We start from the raw sequence: 20,902 nt of genomic DNA, 5'->3' as shown, positions 1-20,902 counted from the left end.
TTACGTTGAACGCCTCCCGGAACCCTGGCCCGCCTCCAGCAGGGCCGACAGGCGGCCAACCCTCAACCCGCGGGGGAGACCGCCGTCGTGATCGCGCAGGAATCGGGCACTAGGGTGGGGCGCGTGACGTTGCCGCTTTTCGACCTGCAGATGCGCCGGCAGGCGCGGCCCGACGCCCCGGGCGTCCGGGTGGAGTGGACCGGCTCGGTGGTACGCCAGGTGGGCGGGCCCGAGGACTGGAACGGCATCCTGTGGTCCGACCTGGACGCCGCCGGGGCCGACGCCGTCATCGCCGAGCAGCTCGCCTTCTACGGCGGGCTGGGCCGTACCTTCGAATGGAAGCTCTACAGCCACGACCGCCCCGCAGACCTCGCGCGGCGGCTGGACGCGGCGGGGTTCGTCGCCGATGAGGCCGAGACGCTCATGGTGGGCCGCATCGGCGAGCTGAGCCTGAGTGAGCAGGTGCCGGGCGGGGTGGAGCTGCGGCCGGTGCGGGACGCGGCCGGGGTGGAGCTGATGAGCGCCGTGCACGAGCAGGCTTTCGGCGGGGACTCCTCGCGGGTGCGCCACCAGTTGCTGACCCAGCTGGCCGAGCGGCCGCAGGAGGTCGAGGCGGTGGTGGCGATGGCGGACGGGCAGCCGGTCAGCGCGGCGCGCATGCAGCTGCATCCGGGTACCGACTTCGCCAGCCTGTGGAGCGGCGGCACCGTCGAGAGCTGGCGCGGGCGGGGCCTGTACCGGGCGCTGGTGGCCTACCGCGCCCGGCTGGCGGCCGCGCGCGGGTACCACTTCCTGCAGGTCGACGCGGCGCCGACCAGCCGGCCCATCCTGGCCAGGCTGGGGTTCGCGGCGCTGGCGACGACCACGCCCTACCTCAGTCCGTGAACGCCTTCCTGGCCAGCAGGAAGGCCTGAGGCGCCCGCTCGTCCTCCGGCTCGCGCTCCAGCCGGGCGTGCGTGGGCAGCCCGGCCGCGCGCAGCAGCCGCGCCATCTGCTCGGCGCGGCGGCGGTGGAAGAGCAGGTCGATCGGGTGGCCGAGCGCGTCGCTCAGGTGCAGCGGCTCGTCGCCGACCTGGAAGGCCAGCAGCGCGTATCCGCCGGGCGCCAGGACCCGGTGGAATTCCGCCAGTGCCCGGGGCAGCAGCTCGTCGGGGATGTGGATGGTGGAGTACCAGGCCGCCAGCCCCGCGACGGACTCATCCGGCACCGGCAGCTCCAGCATGGAGCCCTCGACGAAGCGCACGTCCGGCAGCGCCTTTGCGGCCAGGGCGAGCATGCCGGGCGACAGGTCCACGCCGAAGACCTCGACGCCCCGCTCGTGCAGGAACCGGGTGAGGTTCCCGGTACCGCATCCCACGTCGGCCACCGGTCCCCGGCCGCGCACGAGATCGGCGAAGGCGCCGGCCATGGCGCGGTCGAGGGGTTTGCGGTCCATCTCGTCACGGGCCAGCTCCTCGTACCCGACGGCGATGGCGTCGGAGGAGGTGCGGGTGCGGGTCAGGAAGTCGGCTTCGATCACGGGGGTGCATCCTAGCCCCGCCGTTCACGGCGTGAGCGTGATCGCCCCCGACGGGCACAGGCCCGCCACGCGGCGCGCCGCGGCCTGGCCGGGGCCGGTGGGCAGCGGTTGCAGCAGCTCCACCCGCCCGTCCCGCTCGTCCTGGTCGAAGATCTCCGGCGCGCTCAGGGCACACATCCCGGCCCCCACGCACCGCTCCCGGTCGGCGACGACACGCATCGGCTAGCCCGCCTGCCAGGTGACCGGCAGCGCGTGCAGGCCGTAGATCATCATGTCCGTGCGCAGCGGCACCTCCTCATCCGGTACGGCCGGCCGCAACCCCGGCAGGCGCGCGAACAACGCCGGCAGCCCGGCCGTCATCTCCACCCGGGCCAGTTGCTGGCCGAGGCACTGGTGGATGCCGTGCCCGAAGGCGACGTGCCCGGAGGTCGAGCGGTCCAGGTCGAGGCGGTCGGGGTCGGGGAAGTGCGCGGGGTCGCGGTTGGCGGCCGGGATGGAGACGGTGACCGTCTGCCCCCGGCGGATGAGCTCGCCGCCGAGCTCGACGTCCTGCAGCGCGGCCCGCGCGGTGGCGGGGATGATGCTGAGGTAGCGCAGCAGTTCCTCCACCGCCGGGCCGGGCGCGCGCATCAGCTTCTCGACGCTTCCGGGCTCGCGCATCAGCGTCCAGGCGCCCAGGGCGAGCATGTTGGCGGTGGTGTCGAAGCCGCCGCCCATGAGCACGAAGGCGATGGTGACGAGCTCTTCGTCGGTGAGTTCGCCGCCGGTGACCAGGCCGCTGAGCAGGTCGTCGGTGGGGTGGGCGCGTTTGGCGGCGATCAGCTCGGCGATGGAGCCGGTGGCGGCGGCGAAGGCGGCGGCCTTGTCCTCGGCGCTGGCGCGGGTGCTGCCGAAGACGGGCATGTGGTGGCGGAAGCGCTCGCGTTCGTCGTCGGGCACGCCGAGCAGTTCGCAGATCACCACGCCGGGGATCGGCTGGGCGAAGTCGGCGACGAGGTCGGCGGGCGGGCCCTTGGCCTGCATGGCGTCCAGGTGGTCGGCCACCACGGCTTCGATGCTGCCGCTCAGCTGCCGCATGCGCCGTACCGTGAACTCGCCGGTGAGCAGGTGACGGTAGCGGGTGTGCTCGGGCGGGTCCATGGCCAGGAACGCGCCGGGCGGGGCCGGCTGCAGCGGGTCGCGGGCGCCCGCGCCGGGCATGGGAGTGTGCACGAGGTCGGCGCGGTGGCTGAAGCGCCGGTCGGCCAGGACGGCGCGGACCAGCTCGTGGCTGGTGACCAGCCAGCCCTCGTGCCCGTCGGGGTAGGTCATCGGGCTGACGGGGCATTCGCCGCGCAGCCGGGCCAGTTCGTCGGGCGGGTCGAAGGGGCGGCCCGCCGGGGGTTGCAGAGGCATCATGCATCCAGATAACACCACTCGAAGTAAAGTTACAACCGATGTAAATATACTGATGGTGTAAGGTTTGCGTATGGAGGAGACGCGCCGCGCGCGCAAGAAGCGGCAGACCAGGGAGCTCATCGCCGAGGCGGCCTTCCGGCTGTTCGCCGAGCGGGGTTTCGAGCAGACCACGGTCGCCCAGATCGCCGCCGCGGCCGACGTGGCCACCAAGACGTTCTTCAACCACTTCCCGAGCAAGGAGGACGTGGTCTTCTTCGCCGCCGGCGACTACTACGAGGTGACGCTGGAGGTGCTGGCCGGCCGCCGCCCCGACGAGTCCATCGCCGACCTGCTGCTGCGCACCTACGAGGAGGTCGTGGCCCGGTTCCTCGACCACGGCCCGCTCAGCGACGAGCCGGGGTGGGCCGCGCCCTACCGCACACTGGTCATGACCGTGCCCTCCGTGCAGGCCAGGGCCCTGATGGTGCTGCTCGACCTGCAGCGCAAGATCGCGGCCGCGTTCGCCGAGACCTTCCCCGAGGAGATCGACGAGGTCACCGCGGCGGCCGCGATAGGCGCTCTCATGGGCGCGCTGCAGGCCGCCTCGCTGGTCAGCCACGAGCTCGGCCACTCGGAACCGGAGCGGCGCAAGGCCGGCGCCGGGGCGGCCGAGCTGGCGATGCGCGGCCTGCGTTCGCTGTAGGTCACATCGCGCGCCGCAGGGCCTTGTCGCGGCGCGCGGCCACGCTCGAACCGGACTCCTTGCGCGCCATCCTGCGCAGCACCACCGGAGCCAGCAGCAGGCCGAGCACCGCCCAGGCGGCCAGCACGCCGGTCGTCTCCAGGTGCCGCCAGGACTGGCCGATCTCGACCATGACCGCCGCGTCCGGCAGCAGCGCCGAACGCATTCCCAGGCCCAGCCAGTAGAAGGGGAAGGCCTGGGCGATCCACTGCACCCACTCCGGCAGCGCGGTGATGGGGTAGAAGATGCCGGAGATCGCGATCATGCCGAGGATCGGCAGTTGCAGCAGTCCCTGGCCGCGGGCGCTGGGGAAGACCGAGCCCAGCACCGCGCCGATCGGCAGCGTGGCCACCATGCCCAGCGCCAGCACCCACAGCAGCGCCGGCCAGGAGGCCGCGCCGGGGTCCAGGCCCTTGACGATCAGCAGGCCGGGCACGAGGAAGATCGCCAGGTCGGCCAGCAGGCCGCCGGAGACCGACACGACCTTGCCCACCAGGTAGCTCTGGATGCCGTGCGGGGTGGCCTTGGCGCGCAGCAGCGTGCCGTCCTCGCGTTCGTAGGTGAGCTGCTGGCTGAGGCTGACCAGGCCGAGCGCGGCGTTCATGCCCAGGACGCTTGGCAGGGCGAGGGTGCCCAGCAGCAGCCCGGAGGCGCCGAAGGAGCTCTCGCGCAGGAAGTACATGACGACGAGCATCAGCACCGGCCACAGCAGGTGGCTGAACAGGTCGGGCCCGTTGGTGAAGGACTGGCGCAGCTCGATCACGCCGCGCCGCCATCCGGCGCGCAGGACCACGGCGTTCATCGGTTCTCCTGTTCGGCGTGGCGTACCAGCGCGAGGTAGGTCTGCTCCAGGGAGGCGCGCTGCACCTCCAGTTCCTGTACGGCGGCGCCGTGGCGGGCGAACAGCTCGCGCGCGAAGCCGGTGGAGTCGGCGGTCGTGTGCGTGTGGCGGCGGCCTTCGTGCACCCAGCGGACCTCGTCCTGGCCGGCGATGCGGCGGGCCAGTTCGGCGGCGCTGCCGTCGGCGATGACGCGGCCGCCGTCCAGGATGACGATGCGGTCGGCGAGTTTCTCGGCCTCGGCCAGGTCGTGGGTGGTCAGCAGGATCGTGGTGTGCTGGTCGCCGGCCAGGCCGCGCACGAGTTCGTGGAAGTCGTGGCGGGCGGCGGGGTCGAAGGCGGCGGTGGGCTCGTCCAGGAACAGCAGCTCGGGCCGGCCGACGATGCCGATGGCCACGTCGAGCCTGCGGCGCTGGCCGCCGGAGAGCGTTTTGATCTTCTTGCCGGCGTGCGGGGTGAGGCCGACCGCCGCGATGAGCTCGTCGGGGTCCCAGGGGCGGGTGTAGGCGGTGTAGTGGGTGGCGAGGTGGGCCAGCAGTTCGCGGACGCGCCATTTGCCGTGGTCGCGCCAGGACTGCAGGACCACGCCGACGCGGGCGCGCCAGCGTTCGCCGCCGTCGGCGGGGTCGGCGCCGAGGACCTGGACGCGGCCGGCCGAGCGGCTGCGGAAGCCTTCGAGGATCTCGATGGTGGTGGTCTTGCCGGCGCCGTTGGGGCCGAGCAGGGCCAGGACCTCGCCGTGGCGGGCCTGGAAGGTGACATCGTGCAGGACGTCGGTGCTGCCGTAGCGCATGCGCAGGCCGTCGACGTCCAGCACGGGGGTGCCGGAGGGCATGGCGGAATTCTCCCTGTGAGGTGAGTGAGTGCTTACTAACCCATGGCGGCAGGACCGTTCCGCGGTGATGCGGCGAAACGGGAGGCGGGCCGCGGGTCAGACGGGACCGGGTCAGACGGCCCGGGTCAGACGACCTGGGTCAGATGGTCCGGGTCAGAGGGCCTGGGCGCGGTTCAGCAGGGCCTCGCGGTCGACGCCGGCCAGGGCCAGGGCGCGCGGCACGGTGCCGACCTGCGCCCGCAGGATGCCGGCGAGCAGGTGGGCGGAGTCGAGGTCCTTCTTGCGGACGGTGGTGAAGGCGCGCTCGAGCGCGAGTTTGGCCGAGGCGCCCATGCCCGGGGACTTGGGCGCCCCGCCGGCTGGGGGCAGGTGGTAGGCGGCGGCGGAGATGCCGACGGCGTTGAGGCTGTGCTCGAACTCGCGATCCAGCGCCGCGCGCACGCCGCCGCGGTCCAGGCCCACCTCGGCCAGGAGCCGGTGGGCGGTGGTGCCCTCGTAGCCGGCGATGGCCAGCAGCAGGTGGTGGGCCTCGACGGTGGCCGAGTGGTCCTGGTGGGCCTCGTATTCTCCCTGGGTCATGATCGTGTGGAAGTAGTGGTCGAAGGGGGTCACGGCTCAGCGCCTCCTCAGCTGGACGCCCGCGGCGATGAGCCGCTTGGCGTGCTTCTTGTGGACCGCCTGGCGCGTCACTCCGAGTGCCTCGGCGACCTGCGGCCAGCTCCAGCCCGCCCGCATCGCCTGCTCGACGGCGGAGTCCTCCAGCTGGTCGGCCAGCCGCCGCAGGGCCGCCACCGCGGCCAGGCCGTCGGCGGGGTCGGAGGGAGCAGGGATCTCTTCAGCGGACATGCGAGCAACTGTAGTTGACTAAGCCGGATTGAGCAACCTGGGTTGCTTAACGCTCTGACTCGTCCCTTAACTGGCATCGCTCCTGCTTTGGTACGATCTTGGCCCACGTTACTGGCTGGAGGCTGGGTGCCCGAGGTGTTGGCCCTGTTGGACGAGGACCCCCGGGCGGTGGGGCCCTACCGCCTGGAAGGGCGGCTGGGCGCGGGCGGGCAGGGCACCGTCTACATCGGGCGCACCGGCAAAGGCGCACCGGTCGCGATCAAGCTGCTGCACCCGCATCTGATCGCCGACCTGCGCGAACAGCAGCGCTTCCTGCGCGAGGTGGAGACCGCCAAGCGGGTGGCGCCCTTCTGCACCGCGCACGTGCTGGACTCCGGGTTCGTGGGGGCGCGGCCGTACATCGTCAGCGAGTATGTCCAGGGGCCGTCGCTGCAGGCCTCCGTGCGCGACAACGGCGCCCGCGGCGCCGCCGCGCTGCAGCGCCTGGCCGTCAACACCGCGACCGCGCTGGCCGCCATCCACGAGGCCGGGGTCGTGCACCGCGACTTCAAGCCCGGCAACGTGCTGCTGGGACCCGACGGGCCCGTCGTCATCGACTTCGGCATCGCCCGCGCCCTGGACCTCAGCCAGTCGGTGGTCAGCAGCCAGCCCATCGGCAGCCCCGCCTACATGGCGCCCGAGCAGATCGCCGGCGGCGACATCGGCGCCGCCGCCGACATCTTCGCCTGGGGCGCGACCATGGTCTACGCCGCCACCGGCCAGCGGGCCTTCGTCGGCGACTCCATCCCGGGCATCCTGCACCTCATCCTGCAGGGCGATCCCGACCTCGGCGAGCTGGACGGCCCGCTGCGCCTGCTGCTGGGGGAGTGCCTGGCCAAGGAGCCCGCGCGGCGGCCCACCGCGGCCCAGGTGATCGAGCGTCTGCGGGCGCTGCCTCCGCCCGCGTGGGACACCGTCCCGGTCCGCCGCACCGCCGCCACCGGCTTCGCCGCCCCGGACGTTCCCGGCCTTCCCGCCGCCGCGGGCGCCCCCACGACGCCGGTGGCCGTCGCGCCGGCGCGGGCGGGGGCGCGCCGCGGCCTGGTCCTCGGTACGGCGGGCGCCGTCCTGCTGGCCGCCGCGGTCACCGGCTACTTCGTGCTGGGGCCGGGCGCCGCCGGCAACCACGCCGCCCTGACCACCCCGGCCGCCGCGAAGGCCTCCGTCCCGGCCGCCGGACCCTCCACGCCCGGCTCCACCCCCGCGCCCTCCACGCCCCCGTCGTCCACGCCCGCGCCGTCCGCTCACGTGGGCGCCACCCCGGCCGTCCACGGCACCCCGGCGCCCGGGGCCACGAAACGCTCGCAGTCGGCCAAGGCCGTACCCACACCCAGCACTTCCCCGCACCGCGCCACCCCGAGCGCCACCCGCAAGGCGCCCCGCACCCAGGCGCCCGTCGAGCCGACCGACGCCGCGCCCACCCACAAACCCACACAGAAACCCACGCAGAAGCCCACGCCCACCAAGAGCAGCGAGCCGGCCGCGCCCTCCCAGGCGCCGATCACCCTCGACGACGCCCACGCCTACTGCAAGACGCAGGGCGCGAGCATGGCCGGCGGCGGCTGGGCCAACCTGTGGTGCATGGGCGGTTCGAACGCCAAGATCTCCGCCTCGACGGTCTGCCAGTGGAAGTACCCGGGCCGCAACGCCGTCGCCGAGCAGCCGCAGAACGGGATGGCACAGGAGGTCACCTGCCGCTTGTCATGAGGCGCCCGCACCACGCAGACTGCCGTCATGACGCACGGTCACGACCACGACCCGGCGTGCGAGGCCGCCCACGGCCACGCCCCGGCCGAGCGGCAGGCGCGCACCCTGGTGGCGGTCTTCGCCTCGCCGGTGGCCGATTGCCTGCTGCGCTACGGCGCCGAGCTCGGCTACCGCACGGTCCTGCTGGAGCCCGACCCCGCCCGCGTCCTGCCCGGCCACCCGGCCGAGCGCGCACCCGGCCCCTACCTCGACGCCGGTACCGACGTGGTGCTCACCGACCATCACCGCGAGGAGATCGGCCCGCTCCTGCGCGACCTGCTGGCCACACCGGCGCGCTGGATCGGCATCATGGGCAGCCCCCGCCACACCGGCCCGCACGTGCGCGCGCTGCGTGAGCTCGGCGTGCAGGACGCGCAGATCGCCCGCGTGCACCGGCCGATCGGCCTGAACATCGGCTCCCAGACGCCGCCGGAGATCGCCGTGGCCACCCTGGCCGGGCTGATCGCCGACCGCAACGGCCGGCCGGGCGGGTTCACGTTCTAGAGCCGTGTCCAGGCGCTTTGTGCTAGCTGGGGCGGGTGCCGGGGATGACCAGGCCGCTTTCGTAGGCGGTGACCACGGCCTGGGTGCGGTCGCGCAGGCCGAGCTTGGTCAGGATGCGGCTGACGTGGGTTTTGACGGTTTCCTCGGTGACCGTCAGGCGCAGCGCGATCTCCGGGTTGGACAGGCCCTCGGCCAGCAGGCGCAGCACCTCGGTCTCGCGTGGCGTCAGCGCGCGCAGCGACGCCGCGGCCGACGGGTCCTGTTGGGGGCGTAGCTGGGCGAACTCGCTGATCAGGCGCCGGGTGACCGCCGGGGCCAGCAGGGCGTCACCGGCCGCGATGACGCGTACCGCCTCGAACAGGCGCTCGGCGGTGACGTCCTTCAGCAGGAAGCCGCTGGCTCCGGCCCGCAGCGCGTCGTAGACGTACTCGTCGAGATCGAACGTCGTCAGGATCAGCACGCGCGGGCCCGCACCGGCGGCGGCCAGGCGGCGGGTGGCCTCGATGCCGTCCATGCCGGGCATGCGCACGTCCATGAGGACCACGTCCGGCGCGTGCTCGCGGCAGACCCGCACCGCCTCGGCGCCGTCGGCGGCGGTGGCGACGACGGTGAAGCCGGGCTGGGTGCCGAGCATCTCCGCGTAGCCGGTGCGCACGACCGGATGGTCGTCGGCGACCACGATGCGCACCTGGCTCATGGCGTCTGCTTTCCGGGCAGGTGGGCTTCGATGAGGAAGCCGCCGCCGTGGGCGGCCGCGGTGCTGAGGCGTCCGCCGACGGCGACGGCACGCTCGCGCATGCCCGCCAGCCCGTGCCCGTCGCCGCCGCCGGAGGGGCCCGGTCCGTTGTCGCGCACGCTCAGGTGCAGGCCCTGGCCGCTGTAGTCCAGGCGCACGTCGACGGCGGCGCCGGGCGCGTGGCGGCGGGCATTGGTGAGGGCCTCCTGGATGATCCGGTACGCCGCCAGCTCCACCCCCGGGTCCAGCGCCGCCGGTGTGCCCCGCAGGATGAGCCGCATGCCGGTGCCGGAGGCCTGGCGGGCCTCGTCCAGCAGCTCGTTGAGTTCGCCCAGGCCGAGCCCCGGCTGTGGCCGGCGGGCCGCGGCGCTCGCTCCGGCGTCCTCGCGCAGCACCCCGAGCAGGCGCCGCATCTCGGTCAGCGCCGCGCGGGCGGTGTCGCCGATGGCCGACAGCCGCTGCGCCCCGGCGGGCGGCATTCCGGCGATGCTGACGCGGGCGGTCTCGGCCTGCACGGCGACCATGGAGATGTGGTGGGCGACCACGTCGTGCAGTTCGCGGGCGATGCGGGCGCGTTCACCGCGCGCGGTGTGCTCCAGCAGCGAGTCGGCGATGACCTGCCGGGCCTCGGTGTGCTCGCGCGCCTCGGCGCGGGCGCGGCGGGCGACGGCGGCCAGCGCCGTGGCGGGCGCCAGGCAGGCCAGCACGAGCGTGTGCGTCGCGGTGGCCGCGCCGGCCGTGCCGATGATCGCCATCACCGGGTACGGCGCCGCCACCGCCACGGCCGCCACCGGGGGCCCGGCCCGTCCGGCCAGGTAGCAGGCCAGCAGCAGCGCCCCGGCCCCGGCGGCGGTCAGCGTCTGGAAGGCCAGCAGCGACAGCACCACCGAGGCGCTCACCAGCGCCGCGCCCGCCACCCGCTGACCGCGCAGCAGCACGAGCGGCGCGGTGGTGGCCAGCGCCAGCAACGGCGGAACCAGCCGCGACAATCCCGGCCCCAGACCGCCCAGCTCCGGCCCACCCAGCCCCGGCCCACCCGGCCCCCGACCGCCCAGCCCATGACCGCCCGGGCCCAGCTCCGGGGGGCCCAGGTCTGGCGGGCCCATGCCGGCGGGCGGGCGGGTTCCGGCCGGGGTGATGTCGCTCACCGGCCCCCACCCGTCCACCGGCAGGCCACGCGCCCGCAGCAGCGCCTCGCCCACGGCCAGCACCGCCAATGCCACGCCCGCCGCCAGCTGCGCCCGCTCCCGCGTCCACCCACCGCCGCCCTGTCGGCGCTGGTCATCGCCCTGTTTCACGCTAGCCATTGTGGCCTGCCCGCCGAGCGCCCGGCATCCCTCCTGGGAGGGAGTCACCCGGGCAGGGAGGATCGCTCGTGTGCGGGACGACCCACCGGGCCGGGCCGCCTACGCTTCCGGACATGGAGGCGAGTATCGAGGTCGACGGGTTGCGCAAGCGGTTCGGCGCGGTGGCGGCGCTGGACGGCATGTCGTTCACCGCCCGGCCGGGGCGGGTCACCGGGTTCGTCGGCCCCGGCGGCGCGGGCAAGTCCACGACGTTGCGGGTGGTGCTCGGGCTGGACGTCGCGCAGGAGGGCACGGCGCTGGTGGGCGGCCGGCCGTATCGGAGCCTGGGGGAGCCGTTGCGGCACGTCGGCGCGCTGCTGGACACCGGCGCGCCGCACCCGGGCCGCACGGCCCGCGACCACCTGCTGTGGCTGGCCCACGCGCAGGGCGCCGGGGCGCGGCGGGTGGATGAGGTGGCCGAGTTGGTGGGGCTGGGGGCGGCGATCCGGCGGCGGGCGGGCACGCTGGCGCAAGGGCAACGGCAACGGCTCGGGCTGGCGGCGGCGCTGCTGGGCGATCCGCCGATTCTGGTGCTGGACGAGCCGTTCACCGGCCTGGACCAGCGGGAGGCCGGGTGGATGGGCGGGATGCTGCGGGACCTGGCCGGCCAAGGGCGCGCGGTGCTGGTCGCCGGCCGCCTGATGAGCCGGATGCAGGACACCGCCGGGCATCTGGTCGTGGCCGGGCGGGGGCGGGTGGTGGCCGATCTGGGCGTGGACGAGCTCCTCGCCGGCGCCTCACGCGGGCGCTTCACCGTGCGCACCGGCGCGCGGGAGGCGGCCATGGCGGCGTTGGCGGGCGCGGGCGCGACGGTGGCGGTCAGCGGGCCAGAGGGTCTCACCGTCCGCGGGCTCGACGGGCGCGAGCGGGTGGCGCGGGTGCTGGACGGCGCCGCCGTGCCGTACACCGAGATCGCCGCCCATCGGGCCACGCTGGAGGAGGCCTACATGGAGCTGACCCGGTGAGCGTGGCGTTCGGCCGGATGGTGCGGGCGGAGTGGACGAAGCTGCGCACCGTGCGCGCCTGGACGGCGGGGCTGGCCGCCGGGCTGCTGGCCATCGTCGCGCTGGCGGTGGCGACGGCGGCGGCCAGCACGACCAGCTGCGGGATGAACGACACCGTGGTGGCCTGCCCGGCGCCGCCGATCGGGCCGGGCGGGCAGGCCGTGCGGGACCTGCCCTCCTTCGTCCACCGGGAACTGCGCGGCGACGGCAGCATCACCGTGCGGGTGGCCTCGCTGCGCGGGGCGGCGCCGTGGGCCAAGGCGGGCCTGCTGGTCAAGGACGGCACGCGGCCGGGGGCGTCGTACGCGGCGGTGATGGTGACGGCCGGGCACGGGGTGCGCCTGCAGCACGACTTCACCGAGGATCTCGCCGGCGGCCCCGGCGCGGCGCCACGGTGGCTGCGCCTGACCCGCACCGGCCAGGACGTGACCGGCGCCGAGTCCGCCGACGGCCGCCAGTGGCGTACGCTCGGCACCGTCCGGCCGGCGGGGCTCGGCGCGCGGGTGCGGGTGGGGATGTTCGTCGCCTCACCGGAGCAGCCGCCGGAGGGGGCCGATCCGGGCGGGGCGGCGGCGACCGGCGTCTTCGACCATCTCACCCTGCACGGAGATGCTCCCGGGCAGGCGTGGACCCCTCCGGACGGGGGCGCCGTGACCGAGGCCGCGGGCGTGTACACGGTGAGCGGCGGCGGCGACATCGCCCCCGTCGGCGCCCACGGCGGCGCGACGCTCCAGCAGCTGCTGACCGGGGTCGTGCTGGCGCTCATCGCCGTCATCGTGGTGGCCACCGTGTTCGTCACCGCCGAGTACCGGCGCGGCCTGATCGCCGTCAGCCTGCTGGCCAGCCCGCGCCGCGGCCGGGTGCTGGCGGCCAAGGCCGTGGTCGCCGGCACGGTCACCTTCGCCGGCGCGCTGGCGGTGCTGGTCGCGAGCGCGCTGGTCGCCGTGCCGCTGCTGCGCGCCAACGGCAACCTCGTCCTGCCGGTGCCCGCCCTCACCCAGGCGGGGGTGCTGGCCGGCACGGCGGCGCTGGTGGCGTTGACGGCGGTGCTGGCGGTGGGGCTCGGCGCGTGGCTGCGCCGGGCCGCCCCGGCCGTCATCCTCGCCGTGGCCGCCGTCGTCCTGCCGTACGTGCTGGCCACCACCTCGCTGCTGCCGCCGCCGGTGGGGCAGTGGCTGCTGCGGGTGAGCCCGGCGGCCGGCTTCGCCGTCCAGCAGAGCGTGCCCGCCTACCCGCACGTGCCGGGCGGCGCTCTGCCGCAGGAGGGCTACTTCCCGCTGCCGGGCTGGGCCGGGCTGGCGGTGCTGTCCGCCTACACCGCGCTCGCGCTCGCCCTGGGCGCGCGCCGCCTCGGCCGCGGCGACGCGTGAGCTCTCACCGCGTCGCGGCCTGCTCGATGGCGGCGATGATGCGCGGGCGCAGCTCGGCGGCGCCGATGATGGCATCGACCGACCCCACCTCGACGGCCCGCTGGATGCTGTGCACCCGGTCGAACTCCGCGGCGACCTCGCCGAGCTTTTCCGCCCGCACCGCGGAGGCCACCTCGGCGAGCTGGGCGTTCAGCGCCGCCCGCTCGGCTCCGCTGGCCGCCGAGACCCGCGCCTGCAGCTCGGTGACCCGCGGGTCGGTCGCGGTGCGGTTGTTGACCTCGCCGGAGAAGACCACGGCCGCCGCCGGGGCGCCGCCGAGCACCGAGGCGAACGAGCCCTCCAGCGCCAGCACCGTCATGTTCGGGTTGAGCGCCTTGGAGAAGACCACGAACGCGCCGCCGTGGTAGCGGGAGATGACGCAGAACACGATCGGGCCGTCGAAGTTGACGATCGCCCGGCCGATCTCCGCCCCGTACTCCAGCTGCAGCTTGCGCATCGATTCGGGTGAGCCGTCGAAGCCGGACAGGTTGGCCAGCACCACCAGCGGCCGGTTGCCGGAGGCGGCGTTGATCGCGCGCGCGGTCTTCTTCGACGAGCGCGGGAACAGCGTGCCGGCGGTGTAGGTGTCGGGGCCGTCGGTGGGCGGGAAGCCGCGCCGCGGCACCGAGCGCGACTCGATGCCGATCAGGCAGACGGGGAACCCGCCGATGTGGGCGTCCTGCACGGCGGAGGTCTCGGCGTCGGCCATGCCCGCCCACCGCTCCAGCACCGGGTGGTCCTGGTCGGAGACCGCGCGCATCACGGTGCGGATGTCGAACGGCTTCTTGCGGTCGGGGTTGTGCTCGGCGGAGAAGATCTCGCCGACGGTGGTGAAGTCGCTGCCGGCGATCTGGTGCGGGTAGGCACGCACGTCCCGCCCCGCCGGGTCGATCGTGGACGCCCGCCGCGGCCCGCTTTCGCCGGGCACGACATAGGTGTGGTCGTAGTGCGCCATGAGCACCTCGCGGGCCGCGGCCAGGTTCGGCGCCCAGTACTGCGCCTGCCCGTTGGGCCCCATCACCCGGTCGTAGCCGCCGATGCCGAAGTTGTCCTCGGCCGAGACGCCGCCGGAGAAGTCGAGCGACTGCTTGCCGGTCAGCACCATCGCCGAGTCCGGCGTCATCACCAGGATGCCCTTGGTGTGCATGAGCATCGTCGCCTCGGCGTTCCAGTACGGCTGCGCCCCGACGGTGATCCCGGCGACCACGATGTTGATCTCACCGCCGGCCTGGGTGAAGGTGACGATGCGCTTGAGCGCGGCCGCGACCCAGTCCATGTTCTCGGTGCCGGAGGTCATCGAGATGCGCGCCCCGGCCGACAGCGCGAACCACTCCAGCGGCACCCGCATGCGCTCGGCCAGGTCGAGGGCGGCGATGACGCGCGCGCACTCCGGCTCCGACAGCGCGCCCAGCGCCTTGGTCGGATCGCCCAGCAGGACGACGCGGGTGACGCCCTCGGGGTGACGCTCGGTGATCGTGGTGACCACGCCCGCCACGAGCGCCGCGGCGTTCTTGCCCGGGGGCCGGCGCACCGGCACGAGCGCGCCGTGCTCGTCGAGGTCGTGCTCGGTGAAGGCGCCGCGCGGCCCGGCCAGCAGACCGGTCAGCTCATAGGGGTAGACGGTGCCGCGGCGGGCGGCACGCAGAACCTTCTGCCGGTAGTCGTCCAGCGGCTGCAGCGGCTCGGTGGAGGGCTTGCCGACGTGCACGTGGGCGCCGCGTCCCGCATCCAGCGTGATGCGCACCGACACCTCGGCCAGCTCGCCGGAGGCGGTGCGCTGGCGGGCCACGAACTGGACCTCCTCCAGCCCGGCGCCGGCGGTGGTGGGCAGAATGCGCTGGACCAGCATGTTGAGCTCGTCGGTGGAGATCTCCGTCGAAGGCCAGACGTACATCATGATGCGGTTGGTGTCGAAGCGCTTGTTCTGGGGGCGCTGGGCCTGGATGTTGCGGATGGCGTCCAGGCCGGCGGTGATGGCGTCCTCGACCGCGGGCAGCGCCACCAGGCGGCCGTCGGCCTCGCGCAGCGGGGTCAGGTCGCGGACCTGGCCCATGGCGATGAGCCGTTCGTCGGCCGGGTTGCTCTTGGCCACGGCCTTGAACAGGTAGACCTCCTCGTCGGCCGACGGCAGCCGGGTCAGGTCGAAGGCGCGCAGGCGCTGCAGCTGCAGGCGCTGGGCGATCTGCGGGTGCAGGCCGCGGATCAGCCGGTCCTCGGTGAAGCCGCCGGCGCCGTCGGGCCGGAAGGTGAAGTGGTGGTGCATCACGGCGCCGCCGGTGCCGGCGACGGTGGTGGTGATGCGGCGCACGCCGTGGGGGCGGGCGTGCTCGGCCAGGACGCGGCCGAGCCGCTGCGCCATGGCCTCGGCGTCGGGCTGGTCCTCCCAGGTGAGGTAGAGGTCGGCGACCAGTTCGCGCCGCAGGCCCTGCTCCTGGCCGGTGTCGGGTTCGGTGAAGGCGGCCAGCGCGGTGACCGCCTCAGGCAGGGCGGCGATGTCGACGGCGGTGGTGACCACGCGGGCCAGACCGTTGGGGCCGCTGTGCTCGGCGGTGACGAACCGGCTGCCGCCGGCCTGGCTGAGGCCCACCTGCGACAGGGCGCGGTTGCCGTAATAGCGGCGGGTCAGCACCTCCAGCAGGGGGGCGTGGTCGCGTCCCGGGCGGCGCATGCGCTGGCCGATCAGGCGCACCAGCGGCTCGGCGCTGGCCACCATGACCTGGATGCGGTCGGCGCGGTCGGGCGCCTCGGGGTTGTGGTCGAGGTAGCGCAGCTCGTCGCGGACGGCGGCGTACACCTTGGCGCGGTTGCGGCGCAGCAACGGCTGGGCGAACCAGCGGAAGACCACGCCGCGGGCCAGGTCGGAGACGGTGGGGAAACGCACCTGGGTGGCTTCGACCAGGTGCTCCAGGGCCAGCCCGGCCCGCTCGTACAGCGACTCCAGCGGGGGCGTGCCGCCCAGCCACTGGCGCAGCAGTTCCGAGACGATGGCGACATCGGTGCTGATGCGCTGCTGGGCCAGGAAGATACGGAAGACCGCGGCCTCCAGCTCCGGAGTGCGGTCCAGGCCGGTGATGCCGTAGTGGGCCAGGACGGTGGCGAGCTTGGCCTGGAAGCTCTCGGTGAGGCCGGCGCGTTCGGCGTCGAGGCTCTGCAGGTAACTGTGGAAGAACTCGCGCGGGCTGTGCACGGCGCTGTCGGGTTCGGCGTCGAGTTCGACACCGGGCTTGTTACGGCTGAGCTCGCACAGGTCGGCGAACAGGGTGAGCAGGTTCAGCTCGCCCTCCAGCAGCCGGCCGCCGAGCTCGGCGCGCGCCGACAGGTAGGCCGACAGGACCCGCTGGCCGTCGTGGGGGTCGACGTCGAAGCCGAGCAGCAGGCTGCGCAGGTCCTGCAGGCCGCGCTCGACGCGCTCGGCGGGGGAGGCGGGGGCGGGCTCGGCGGGCAGTTCGATCTCCACGTCGGCGCCCGCGGCCTGCTCCTGGCCGGGAGCGTCGTCCGACAGCGGCTCGAGCCGCATGAGCGGCGCGGCGGTCTCGACCTGGCTGCCGACCGAGACCGGGCATTCGCGCACGCGGGCGCGGAACGGCGCGCGCAGCACGGTCTCCATCTTCATGCTCTCCAGCACCAGCAGCGGCGCCCCCGCCTCGACCTCGTCACCGACGGCCAGCGGCGTGGCCACGACCAGCGCGGGCGCCGGCGAGCGCACGACGCCGCCCTCGTCGCGGCTGACGCGGTGGGTGACGCCGTCGACCTCGACCAGGTGGATGGGGCCGTGGGTGGCCGAGACCAGGCGGAAGCGGCGGCCGTTGACGACGATCTGGCCGCAGTGCTCGTCGAAGCGCTCGACCTCGACGTCGGCCGGGTACGGCCGGCCGCCCCCGGACACGGCGACGCGGAAGCGGTTGTGCCCGACGCGGGCGACGCTCACCCGGTAGCCGACGCCGCGCAGTTTGAGATCCAGCGGACGGCCGGGGTCGTGCTGGACCTGGGGCCGGCCGCCGTGGGCGGTCGACAGCAGCCGCTGCCGGCTGACCTCCTCCTCATCCTGGTAGGCCTCGATGGCGGCCGCGGCCAGGGCGATGGCGGAGTGGCGGTGGCTGACCAGGCCGCCTTCGGCGCGCACGCGGTCGATCCAGCCGGTGTCGGCGCTGGCCTGGACGACCTCGGGCCGCTCCAGCAGGTCCAGGACGAAGCTCTTGTTGGTGGCGCCACCCTCGATGATCACCGTGGTGTCGGCCATCGCGCGGCGCAACCGGCCCAGCGCCTGCTCGCGGTCGCTGCCGTAGGCGATGATCTTCGCGATCATGGAGTCGAAGTCGGCGGGGATGGTGTCGCCCTCGCTGACGCCGGTGTCGACCCGGATACCGGGCCCCGACGGCAGCACCAGGCGGGCGATGCGGCCGGGCGCCGGCGCGAAGTCACGGTCGGGGTCCTCGGCGTTGAGCCGCGCCTCGACGGCGTGCCCGATCTCGGCCGGCTGCCCGCCTTCCAGCCGCCCGCCCGCGGCCACGTGCAACTGCAGGCGGACCAGGTCGGTACCGGTGGTGACCTCGGTGATCGGGTGCTCGACCTGCAGCCGGGTGTTGACCTCCAGGAAGGCGAACAGCTTCTCACCCGGGTGGTAGAGGAACTCCACCGTGCACGCGCCGCGGTAGCCGACGGCCACGGCCAGCCGTTCGGCCGAGGCCTTCAGCTCAGCGCTCTGCGCGGCCGACAGCACCGGCGAGGCCGACTCCTCGATGATCTTCTGGTTGCGGCGCTGCACCGAGCAGTCGCGCACGCCCAGCGCCCAGGCCACGCCCTGACCGTCGGCGATCACCTGGACCTCGACGTGCCGGGCGCCGGTGACCAGCCGCTCCAGGAAGACCACGCCCGAGCCGAACGCGCGCAGCGCCTCCTGACTGGTGCGCTCAAAGGCCTCGGCCAGCTCCTGGCTGGAGGCGACCATGCGGATACCGCGCCCGCCGCCGCCCGCGCTCGCCTTGAGCATCAGCGGGTAGCCGATCTCCCGCCCGGCGGCCAGCGCCTCGGCCGGCGTGGCGACCTCGCCCCGGCTCCACGGCGCCACCGGCACACCCACCTGCTCGGCCAGGAGCTTGGCGCCGATCTTGTCGCCGAGCCTGCGCATCGCCTCGGCACTGGGCCCGATGAAGGTGACGCCGAGCTTCTCGCACAGCTCGGCGAAGGCCGGGTCCTCGGCGACGAACCCCCACCCCACCCACGCGGCGTCGGCGCCGCACGCGGCCAGCGCCCGCTCCAGCACGGCATGGTCGAGGTACGGCCGCGCCGAGGCGGGCCCCAGCGGCACCGCCAGATCGGCCTCCCGCACGAAGGTCGCGCCGCGGTCGGCGTCGGTGAACAGGGCGACCGTCTCGATCCGCTGCCCGGTCTCCGCTGAAAGATCCCGCACCGCGTGAATGAGCCGCATCGCGGCCTCTCCCCGGTTGACGATGGCCACACGACTGAACACCGGCTGAGCCTCCCCAAGACGTCACGCACAGAAGGCGACGTCCGAAACCCGGAGCGTCGCCTGCACCCTGTCCCCATACCCTGCTCGATCACCGCCGGGTATACCAATGTCCGCATCGCGCATGGTGAGGCCCCCATCTTGTGGGGACCCCACAAAAGCCTCCCGGCGTTCAGGACGCCGACAGCGCCCGCGCCAGCACGTTCACCCCCCGCCCGTCGACCGGTTCCTTCAGCATGATGGGCCCCTGCGACATGAACCGGGGCTCCTCGCCGCGGTGCTCGTCGGCGGCGTGCACGGTGTAGGGGTGCAGCAGGTACACATCCCCCGGCGCCCCCGTCGCATACGCCGTCGGCCGGTGCGCGCTGGCCTCATCCACCAGCGGCCCCGCCACCATCGCGTCCATCGCCTCCTCGCCCAGCACGGCGAAGGCGTCGCGGTGTGAACCCACCCGCACCCGCGTCGGCGCGTCGTCCGGCCTCACGTGCGACAGCAGCACCAGCAGCAACATCGTCTGCGAACGGCCGCTGACGCCCCAGCTGCCGTCGCGACGCTGGGTGTTGGCGTCGATGTGCCAGCCGCGGTCCTCGGCCGGCGGCAGGCGCGGGAAGCGCACGGGCACCATGCCCAGCGCCCCGCGCGGCAGCCAGCCGCCCGGCCCGGCCACGGCGTCGTAGGCCGCGTGCAGCCGCGGGTTCCTCATGATCTGCCCGAACGGGCCCGCTCCCGTGGTGTCCATCGCCCACACGACCGGCTCGCGCCAGGAGGCCGGCTCGTCGGGCGACAGGCCGATCTGGCGCCACAGCAGCATGCGGGCCTCATCGGCCACCTGCGGCTCGACGACCGCCTCCACTTTGGCGAAACCGTCCGCGGCGAAACGCTCGATATCGATGACGTCCATGCCCGCCACGCTAACGACCATGTCCACCGATTTACCCCCTGCGACACCCCAGAGCCGCAGGCCAAGGCGCGGGTAGGGGTTGCCGTTGATCGGCGCCGGCACGAGCGTTACGCCCAGGCACTCCCACAGAAAGGACCACCGGCTCGATGTCGCGCTTATCCCGCATAGCGGCCGTGCTCGTGCTGGCCGTACTGCCGACCACCCTCACCTCGACCTCCGCGGCCGCGCGCACCGCCGGCGCGGTCGACGTCGCCCTGGAGTGGTACGACGCCTCCGCCCTGACCGTCAAGCTCGGCGGCGCCTCCGCCGCGGCGACCAACTCGCGCGTGTGGGCGATCGGCTGGACCGCGGCCACCCGGGCGCTGGTGCGCCAGCCGCTGGCCCCGGCCGCCTACCAGCAGGCCGCGCTGGCCTCGGCCGTGCACGCGGCCCTGCTCGACTTCGCGCCGCCCGGAAAGCCGCAGCTGGACGCGGTCCTGGCCGGCACGCTGGCGCGCATCCCCGAGGGACAGGACAAGGAGCGCGGGATCGCCGCCGGCAAGGCCGCCACCGCCGCCCTGCTGGCCGAGCGCGCCGGCGACGGCCTGGACCCGGCGTCCGTCGACGCCCCCTACCACCCGCGGCCGGGCGCGCCGGGCGTCTGGCAGCCCACCCCTCCGTCCCACACCCCCGGCATCCAGTACGGCCTGCGCCGGGCCAAGCCGTTCCTGCTGGCCGGCGGCAGCCAGTTCCGGCCCACGCCCGACCCCCTCGACTCCGAGCGCTACCGCCGCGACATGGAGGAAGTACGCCTCTACGGCGCCGCCGACTCCACCGCCCGCACGCCCGAGCAGACCGCGGTGGCGCAGTTCTGGGCCACCACCCCGCTGCCGATCTTCACCCAGGTGCTGCGGGGGGCGCTGGAGCAGAAGGCGTCGTGGCCGCTGGCGGCCCGCGCCGGCCTGGTGGCCGCCTTCCACGTGGCCTCCGTCGACACGCAGATCGCCGTCTCCGACGCCAAGTACGCGCACGTGCGCTGGCGGCCGGTGACCGCGCTGCGCGCCGCCGGGTACACCGGCTGGACGCCGCTGCACGAGACCCCGCCCCACCCCGACTACGTCAGCGGCCACGCCGCCTACGCCGGCGCCGCCGAGCAGGTCCTCACCGCGCTGACCGGTCCCCGCCCGGCGCGGCCCGTCACCGCCTCCAGCGTGGTGGCGCCCGGGGCGGACCGCACCTACACCTCCTGGCGGCAGTTCACCCAGGAGAACCTGGACGCCCGCGTCTGGTCGGGCATCCACACCCGCAACGCCGACGACGCCGGCGCGCAGCTGGGGCGGCGCGTGGCGCTGCACTCCCTGCTGCACCTGCCCGGCCTGCTCTTCTAGGCCTCCGCCGCCCTTGACGGCCACACCGCCGGGGGCGGGGGTGGAAGACCGGTGGCGGGCCCCACCCCCAGGGTCCGTCACTACCGGCGCCTGTTCCCCGTGCCCGGGGGACAGGCGCCGCTTGCGCGAAAGCCGCGGGCGCCGCGAGGCACGCGGCACTGTCACGGTGAAGGCGCCGGTGCCGCCGGGGGGGGGCGGGGGGGGGGCGGGGCCTGGCCCCCCCCC

At 74.3% G+C, this 20,902-nt stretch carries 18 protein-coding genes; 7 read left to right on the top strand and 11 right to left on the bottom strand.

Annotated elements, in window-relative coordinates:
• The first annotated feature begins 123 nt into the window (after nucleotides 1-123).
• Nucleotides 124-885: a GNAT family N-acetyltransferase gene (locus ACFWY5_RS49350; protein WP_379622891.1), complete on the top strand. Its 762-nt coding sequence runs from the start codon at nucleotides 124-126 to the stop codon at nucleotides 883-885.
• On the opposite strand, the gene ACFWY5_RS49345 is transcribed toward ACFWY5_RS49350, so the two are convergent.
• Genes ACFWY5_RS49345 through ACFWY5_RS49335 form a run of 3 tightly spaced genes read right to left on the bottom strand, consistent with a single transcriptional unit; the run spans nucleotide 875 to nucleotide 2,917 of the window.
• Entirely contained in the window at nucleotides 875-1,519 is a 645-nt protein-coding gene (locus ACFWY5_RS49345; RefSeq protein ID WP_379639101.1) for a class I SAM-dependent methyltransferase, read from the bottom strand. The genes ACFWY5_RS49350 and ACFWY5_RS49345 overlap by 11 nt on opposite strands.
• Before the next feature lie 24 nt (nucleotides 1,520-1,543).
• Entirely contained in the window at nucleotides 1,544-1,738 is a 195-nt protein-coding gene (locus ACFWY5_RS49340; RefSeq protein WP_379639100.1) for a ferredoxin, read from the bottom strand.
• A gap of 3 nt (nucleotides 1,739-1,741) precedes the next feature.
• Nucleotides 1,742-2,917 carry a cytochrome P450 gene (locus tag ACFWY5_RS49335; RefSeq protein WP_379639099.1) on the bottom strand — a complete coding sequence of 392 codons (1,176 nt, stop codon included), beginning with the start codon at nucleotides 2,915-2,917 and terminating at the stop codon, nucleotides 1,742-1,744.
• A 70-nt stretch (nucleotides 2,918-2,987) separates the two neighbouring features.
• On the opposite strand from ACFWY5_RS49335, the gene ACFWY5_RS49330 reads away from it, so the two are divergent.
• On the top strand, nucleotides 2,988-3,599 hold the full coding sequence (locus ACFWY5_RS49330) for a TetR/AcrR family transcriptional regulator (protein WP_379622899.1): 612 nt from the start codon (nucleotides 2,988-2,990) through the stop codon (nucleotides 3,597-3,599).
• Between the two features lies 1 nt (nucleotide 3,600).
• Here the strand turns inward: ACFWY5_RS49330 and ACFWY5_RS49325 are convergent, their stop codons facing one another.
• From ACFWY5_RS49325 to ACFWY5_RS49310, 4 genes are all read right to left on the bottom strand, one after another.
• On the bottom strand, nucleotides 3,601-4,440 hold the full coding sequence (locus tag ACFWY5_RS49325) for an ABC transporter permease (protein WP_379622901.1): 840 nt from the start codon (nucleotides 4,438-4,440) through the stop codon (nucleotides 3,601-3,603).
• A complete protein-coding gene (locus ACFWY5_RS49320) occupies nucleotides 4,437-5,312 on the bottom strand; it encodes an ABC transporter ATP-binding protein (RefSeq protein WP_379639098.1) in 876 nt (291 codons plus the stop codon). Before ACFWY5_RS49320 ends, ACFWY5_RS49325 begins: the two co-directional genes overlap by 4 nt.
• A 153-nt stretch (nucleotides 5,313-5,465) precedes the next feature.
• A complete protein-coding gene (locus tag ACFWY5_RS49315) occupies nucleotides 5,466-5,924 on the bottom strand; it encodes a Clp protease N-terminal domain-containing protein (protein WP_379639097.1) in 459 nt (152 codons plus the stop codon).
• A 3-nt stretch (nucleotides 5,925-5,927) separates the two neighbouring features.
• Nucleotides 5,928-6,158: a hypothetical protein gene (locus ACFWY5_RS49310; RefSeq protein WP_379622907.1), complete on the bottom strand. Its 231-nt coding sequence runs from the start codon at nucleotides 6,156-6,158 to the stop codon at nucleotides 5,928-5,930.
• A 126-nt stretch (nucleotides 6,159-6,284) separates the two neighbouring features.
• Between ACFWY5_RS49310 and ACFWY5_RS49305 the strand changes: the two genes are divergently transcribed.
• Together ACFWY5_RS49305 and ACFWY5_RS49300 are read left to right on the top strand one after the other, a co-directional pair.
• The gene (locus ACFWY5_RS49305; RefSeq protein WP_379639096.1) at nucleotides 6,285-7,904 is read left to right on the top strand and encodes a serine/threonine protein kinase; all 1,620 of its coding nucleotides are present in this window, start codon (nucleotides 6,285-6,287) and stop codon (nucleotides 7,902-7,904) included.
• Between the two features lie 27 nt (nucleotides 7,905-7,931).
• A complete protein-coding gene (locus ACFWY5_RS49300) occupies nucleotides 7,932-8,447 on the top strand; it encodes an XdhC family protein (RefSeq protein ID WP_379622911.1) in 516 nt (171 codons plus the stop codon).
• Between the two features lie 22 nt (nucleotides 8,448-8,469).
• Here ACFWY5_RS49300 and ACFWY5_RS49295 read toward each other — a convergent pair whose 3' ends face one another.
• Together ACFWY5_RS49295 and ACFWY5_RS49290 are read right to left on the bottom strand one after the other, a co-directional pair.
• Nucleotides 8,470-9,144: a response regulator gene (locus tag ACFWY5_RS49295; protein WP_379622913.1), complete on the bottom strand. Its 675-nt coding sequence runs from the start codon at nucleotides 9,142-9,144 to the stop codon at nucleotides 8,470-8,472.
• Nucleotides 9,141-10,481 (bottom strand): sensor histidine kinase, encoded by a 1,341-nt coding sequence (locus ACFWY5_RS49290; protein ID WP_379639095.1) that lies wholly within the window; start codon nucleotides 10,479-10,481, stop codon nucleotides 9,141-9,143. Before ACFWY5_RS49290 ends, ACFWY5_RS49295 begins: the two co-directional genes overlap by 4 nt.
• A gap of 122 nt (nucleotides 10,482-10,603) precedes the next feature.
• Here ACFWY5_RS49290 and ACFWY5_RS49285 point away from each other — a divergent pair, with 122 nt between their 5' ends.
• Together ACFWY5_RS49285 and ACFWY5_RS49280 are read left to right on the top strand one after the other, a co-directional pair.
• The gene (locus ACFWY5_RS49285) at nucleotides 10,604-11,494 is read left to right on the top strand and encodes an ABC transporter ATP-binding protein (RefSeq protein ID WP_379622917.1); all 891 of its coding nucleotides are present in this window, start codon (nucleotides 10,604-10,606) and stop codon (nucleotides 11,492-11,494) included.
• Nucleotides 11,491-12,903, top strand: coding sequence for a hypothetical protein (locus tag ACFWY5_RS49280; protein WP_379639093.1), 1,413 nt, complete (start codon nucleotides 11,491-11,493; stop codon nucleotides 12,901-12,903). Before ACFWY5_RS49285 ends, ACFWY5_RS49280 begins: the two co-directional genes overlap by 4 nt.
• 4 nt (nucleotides 12,904-12,907) lie before the next feature.
• Here ACFWY5_RS49280 and ACFWY5_RS49275 read toward each other — a convergent pair whose 3' ends face one another.
• Both ACFWY5_RS49275 and ACFWY5_RS49270 read right to left on the bottom strand, forming a co-directional pair.
• Nucleotides 12,908-18,412, bottom strand: a complete 5,505-nt coding sequence (locus ACFWY5_RS49275) for a carboxyl transferase domain-containing protein (protein WP_379639092.1) — start codon at nucleotides 18,410-18,412, stop codon at nucleotides 12,908-12,910.
• A gap of 169 nt (nucleotides 18,413-18,581) precedes the next feature.
• On the bottom strand, nucleotides 18,582-19,310 hold the full coding sequence (locus ACFWY5_RS49270; RefSeq protein ID WP_379639091.1) for a phytanoyl-CoA dioxygenase family protein: 729 nt from the start codon (nucleotides 19,308-19,310) through the stop codon (nucleotides 18,582-18,584).
• Between the two features lie 146 nt (nucleotides 19,311-19,456).
• Between ACFWY5_RS49270 and ACFWY5_RS49265 the strand changes: the two genes are divergently transcribed.
• Nucleotides 19,457-20,677: a vanadium-dependent haloperoxidase gene (locus tag ACFWY5_RS49265; protein WP_379622925.1), complete on the top strand. Its 1,221-nt coding sequence runs from the start codon at nucleotides 19,457-19,459 to the stop codon at nucleotides 20,675-20,677.
• Nucleotides 20,678-20,902 lie beyond the last annotated feature (225 nt).

The sequence above is a fragment of the Nonomuraea sp. NPDC059007 genome, assembly GCF_042740555.1.
In the GTDB taxonomy this organism is placed as follows: domain Bacteria; phylum Actinomycetota; class Actinomycetes; order Streptosporangiales; family Streptosporangiaceae; genus Nonomuraea.
Note: the sequence above shows the minus strand (reverse complement) of the source record. Positions and strands in the feature narration are given on the sequence as shown.

Coding starts and splice junctions, on each gene's coding strand:
- ACFWY5_RS49270 (WP_379639091.1), bottom strand. CDS start 19,310: ATGGACGTCATCGATATCGAGCGTTTCGCCGCGGACGGTTTCGCCAAA.
- ACFWY5_RS49340 (WP_379639100.1), bottom strand. CDS start 1,738: ATGCGTGTCGTCGCCGACCGGGAGCGGTGCGTGGGGGCCGGGATGTGT.
- ACFWY5_RS49330 (WP_379622899.1), top strand. CDS start 2,988: ATGGAGGAGACGCGCCGCGCGCGCAAGAAGCGGCAGACCAGGGAGCTC.
- ACFWY5_RS49335 (WP_379639099.1), bottom strand. CDS start 2,917: ATGATGCCTCTGCAACCCCCGGCGGGCCGCCCCTTCGACCCGCCCGAC.
- ACFWY5_RS49320 (WP_379639098.1), bottom strand. CDS start 5,312: ATGCCCTCCGGCACCCCCGTGCTGGACGTCGACGGCCTGCGCATGCGC.
- ACFWY5_RS49285 (WP_379622917.1), top strand. CDS start 10,604: ATGGAGGCGAGTATCGAGGTCGACGGGTTGCGCAAGCGGTTCGGCGCG.
- ACFWY5_RS49265 (WP_379622925.1), top strand. CDS start 19,457: ATGTCGCGCTTATCCCGCATAGCGGCCGTGCTCGTGCTGGCCGTACTG.
- ACFWY5_RS49295 (WP_379622913.1), bottom strand. CDS start 9,144: ATGAGCCAGGTGCGCATCGTGGTCGCCGACGACCATCCGGTCGTGCGC.
- ACFWY5_RS49325 (WP_379622901.1), bottom strand. CDS start 4,440: ATGAACGCCGTGGTCCTGCGCGCCGGATGGCGGCGCGGCGTGATCGAG.
- ACFWY5_RS49300 (WP_379622911.1), top strand. CDS start 7,932: ATGACGCACGGTCACGACCACGACCCGGCGTGCGAGGCCGCCCACGGC.
- ACFWY5_RS49310 (WP_379622907.1), bottom strand. CDS start 6,158: ATGTCCGCTGAAGAGATCCCTGCTCCCTCCGACCCCGCCGACGGCCTG.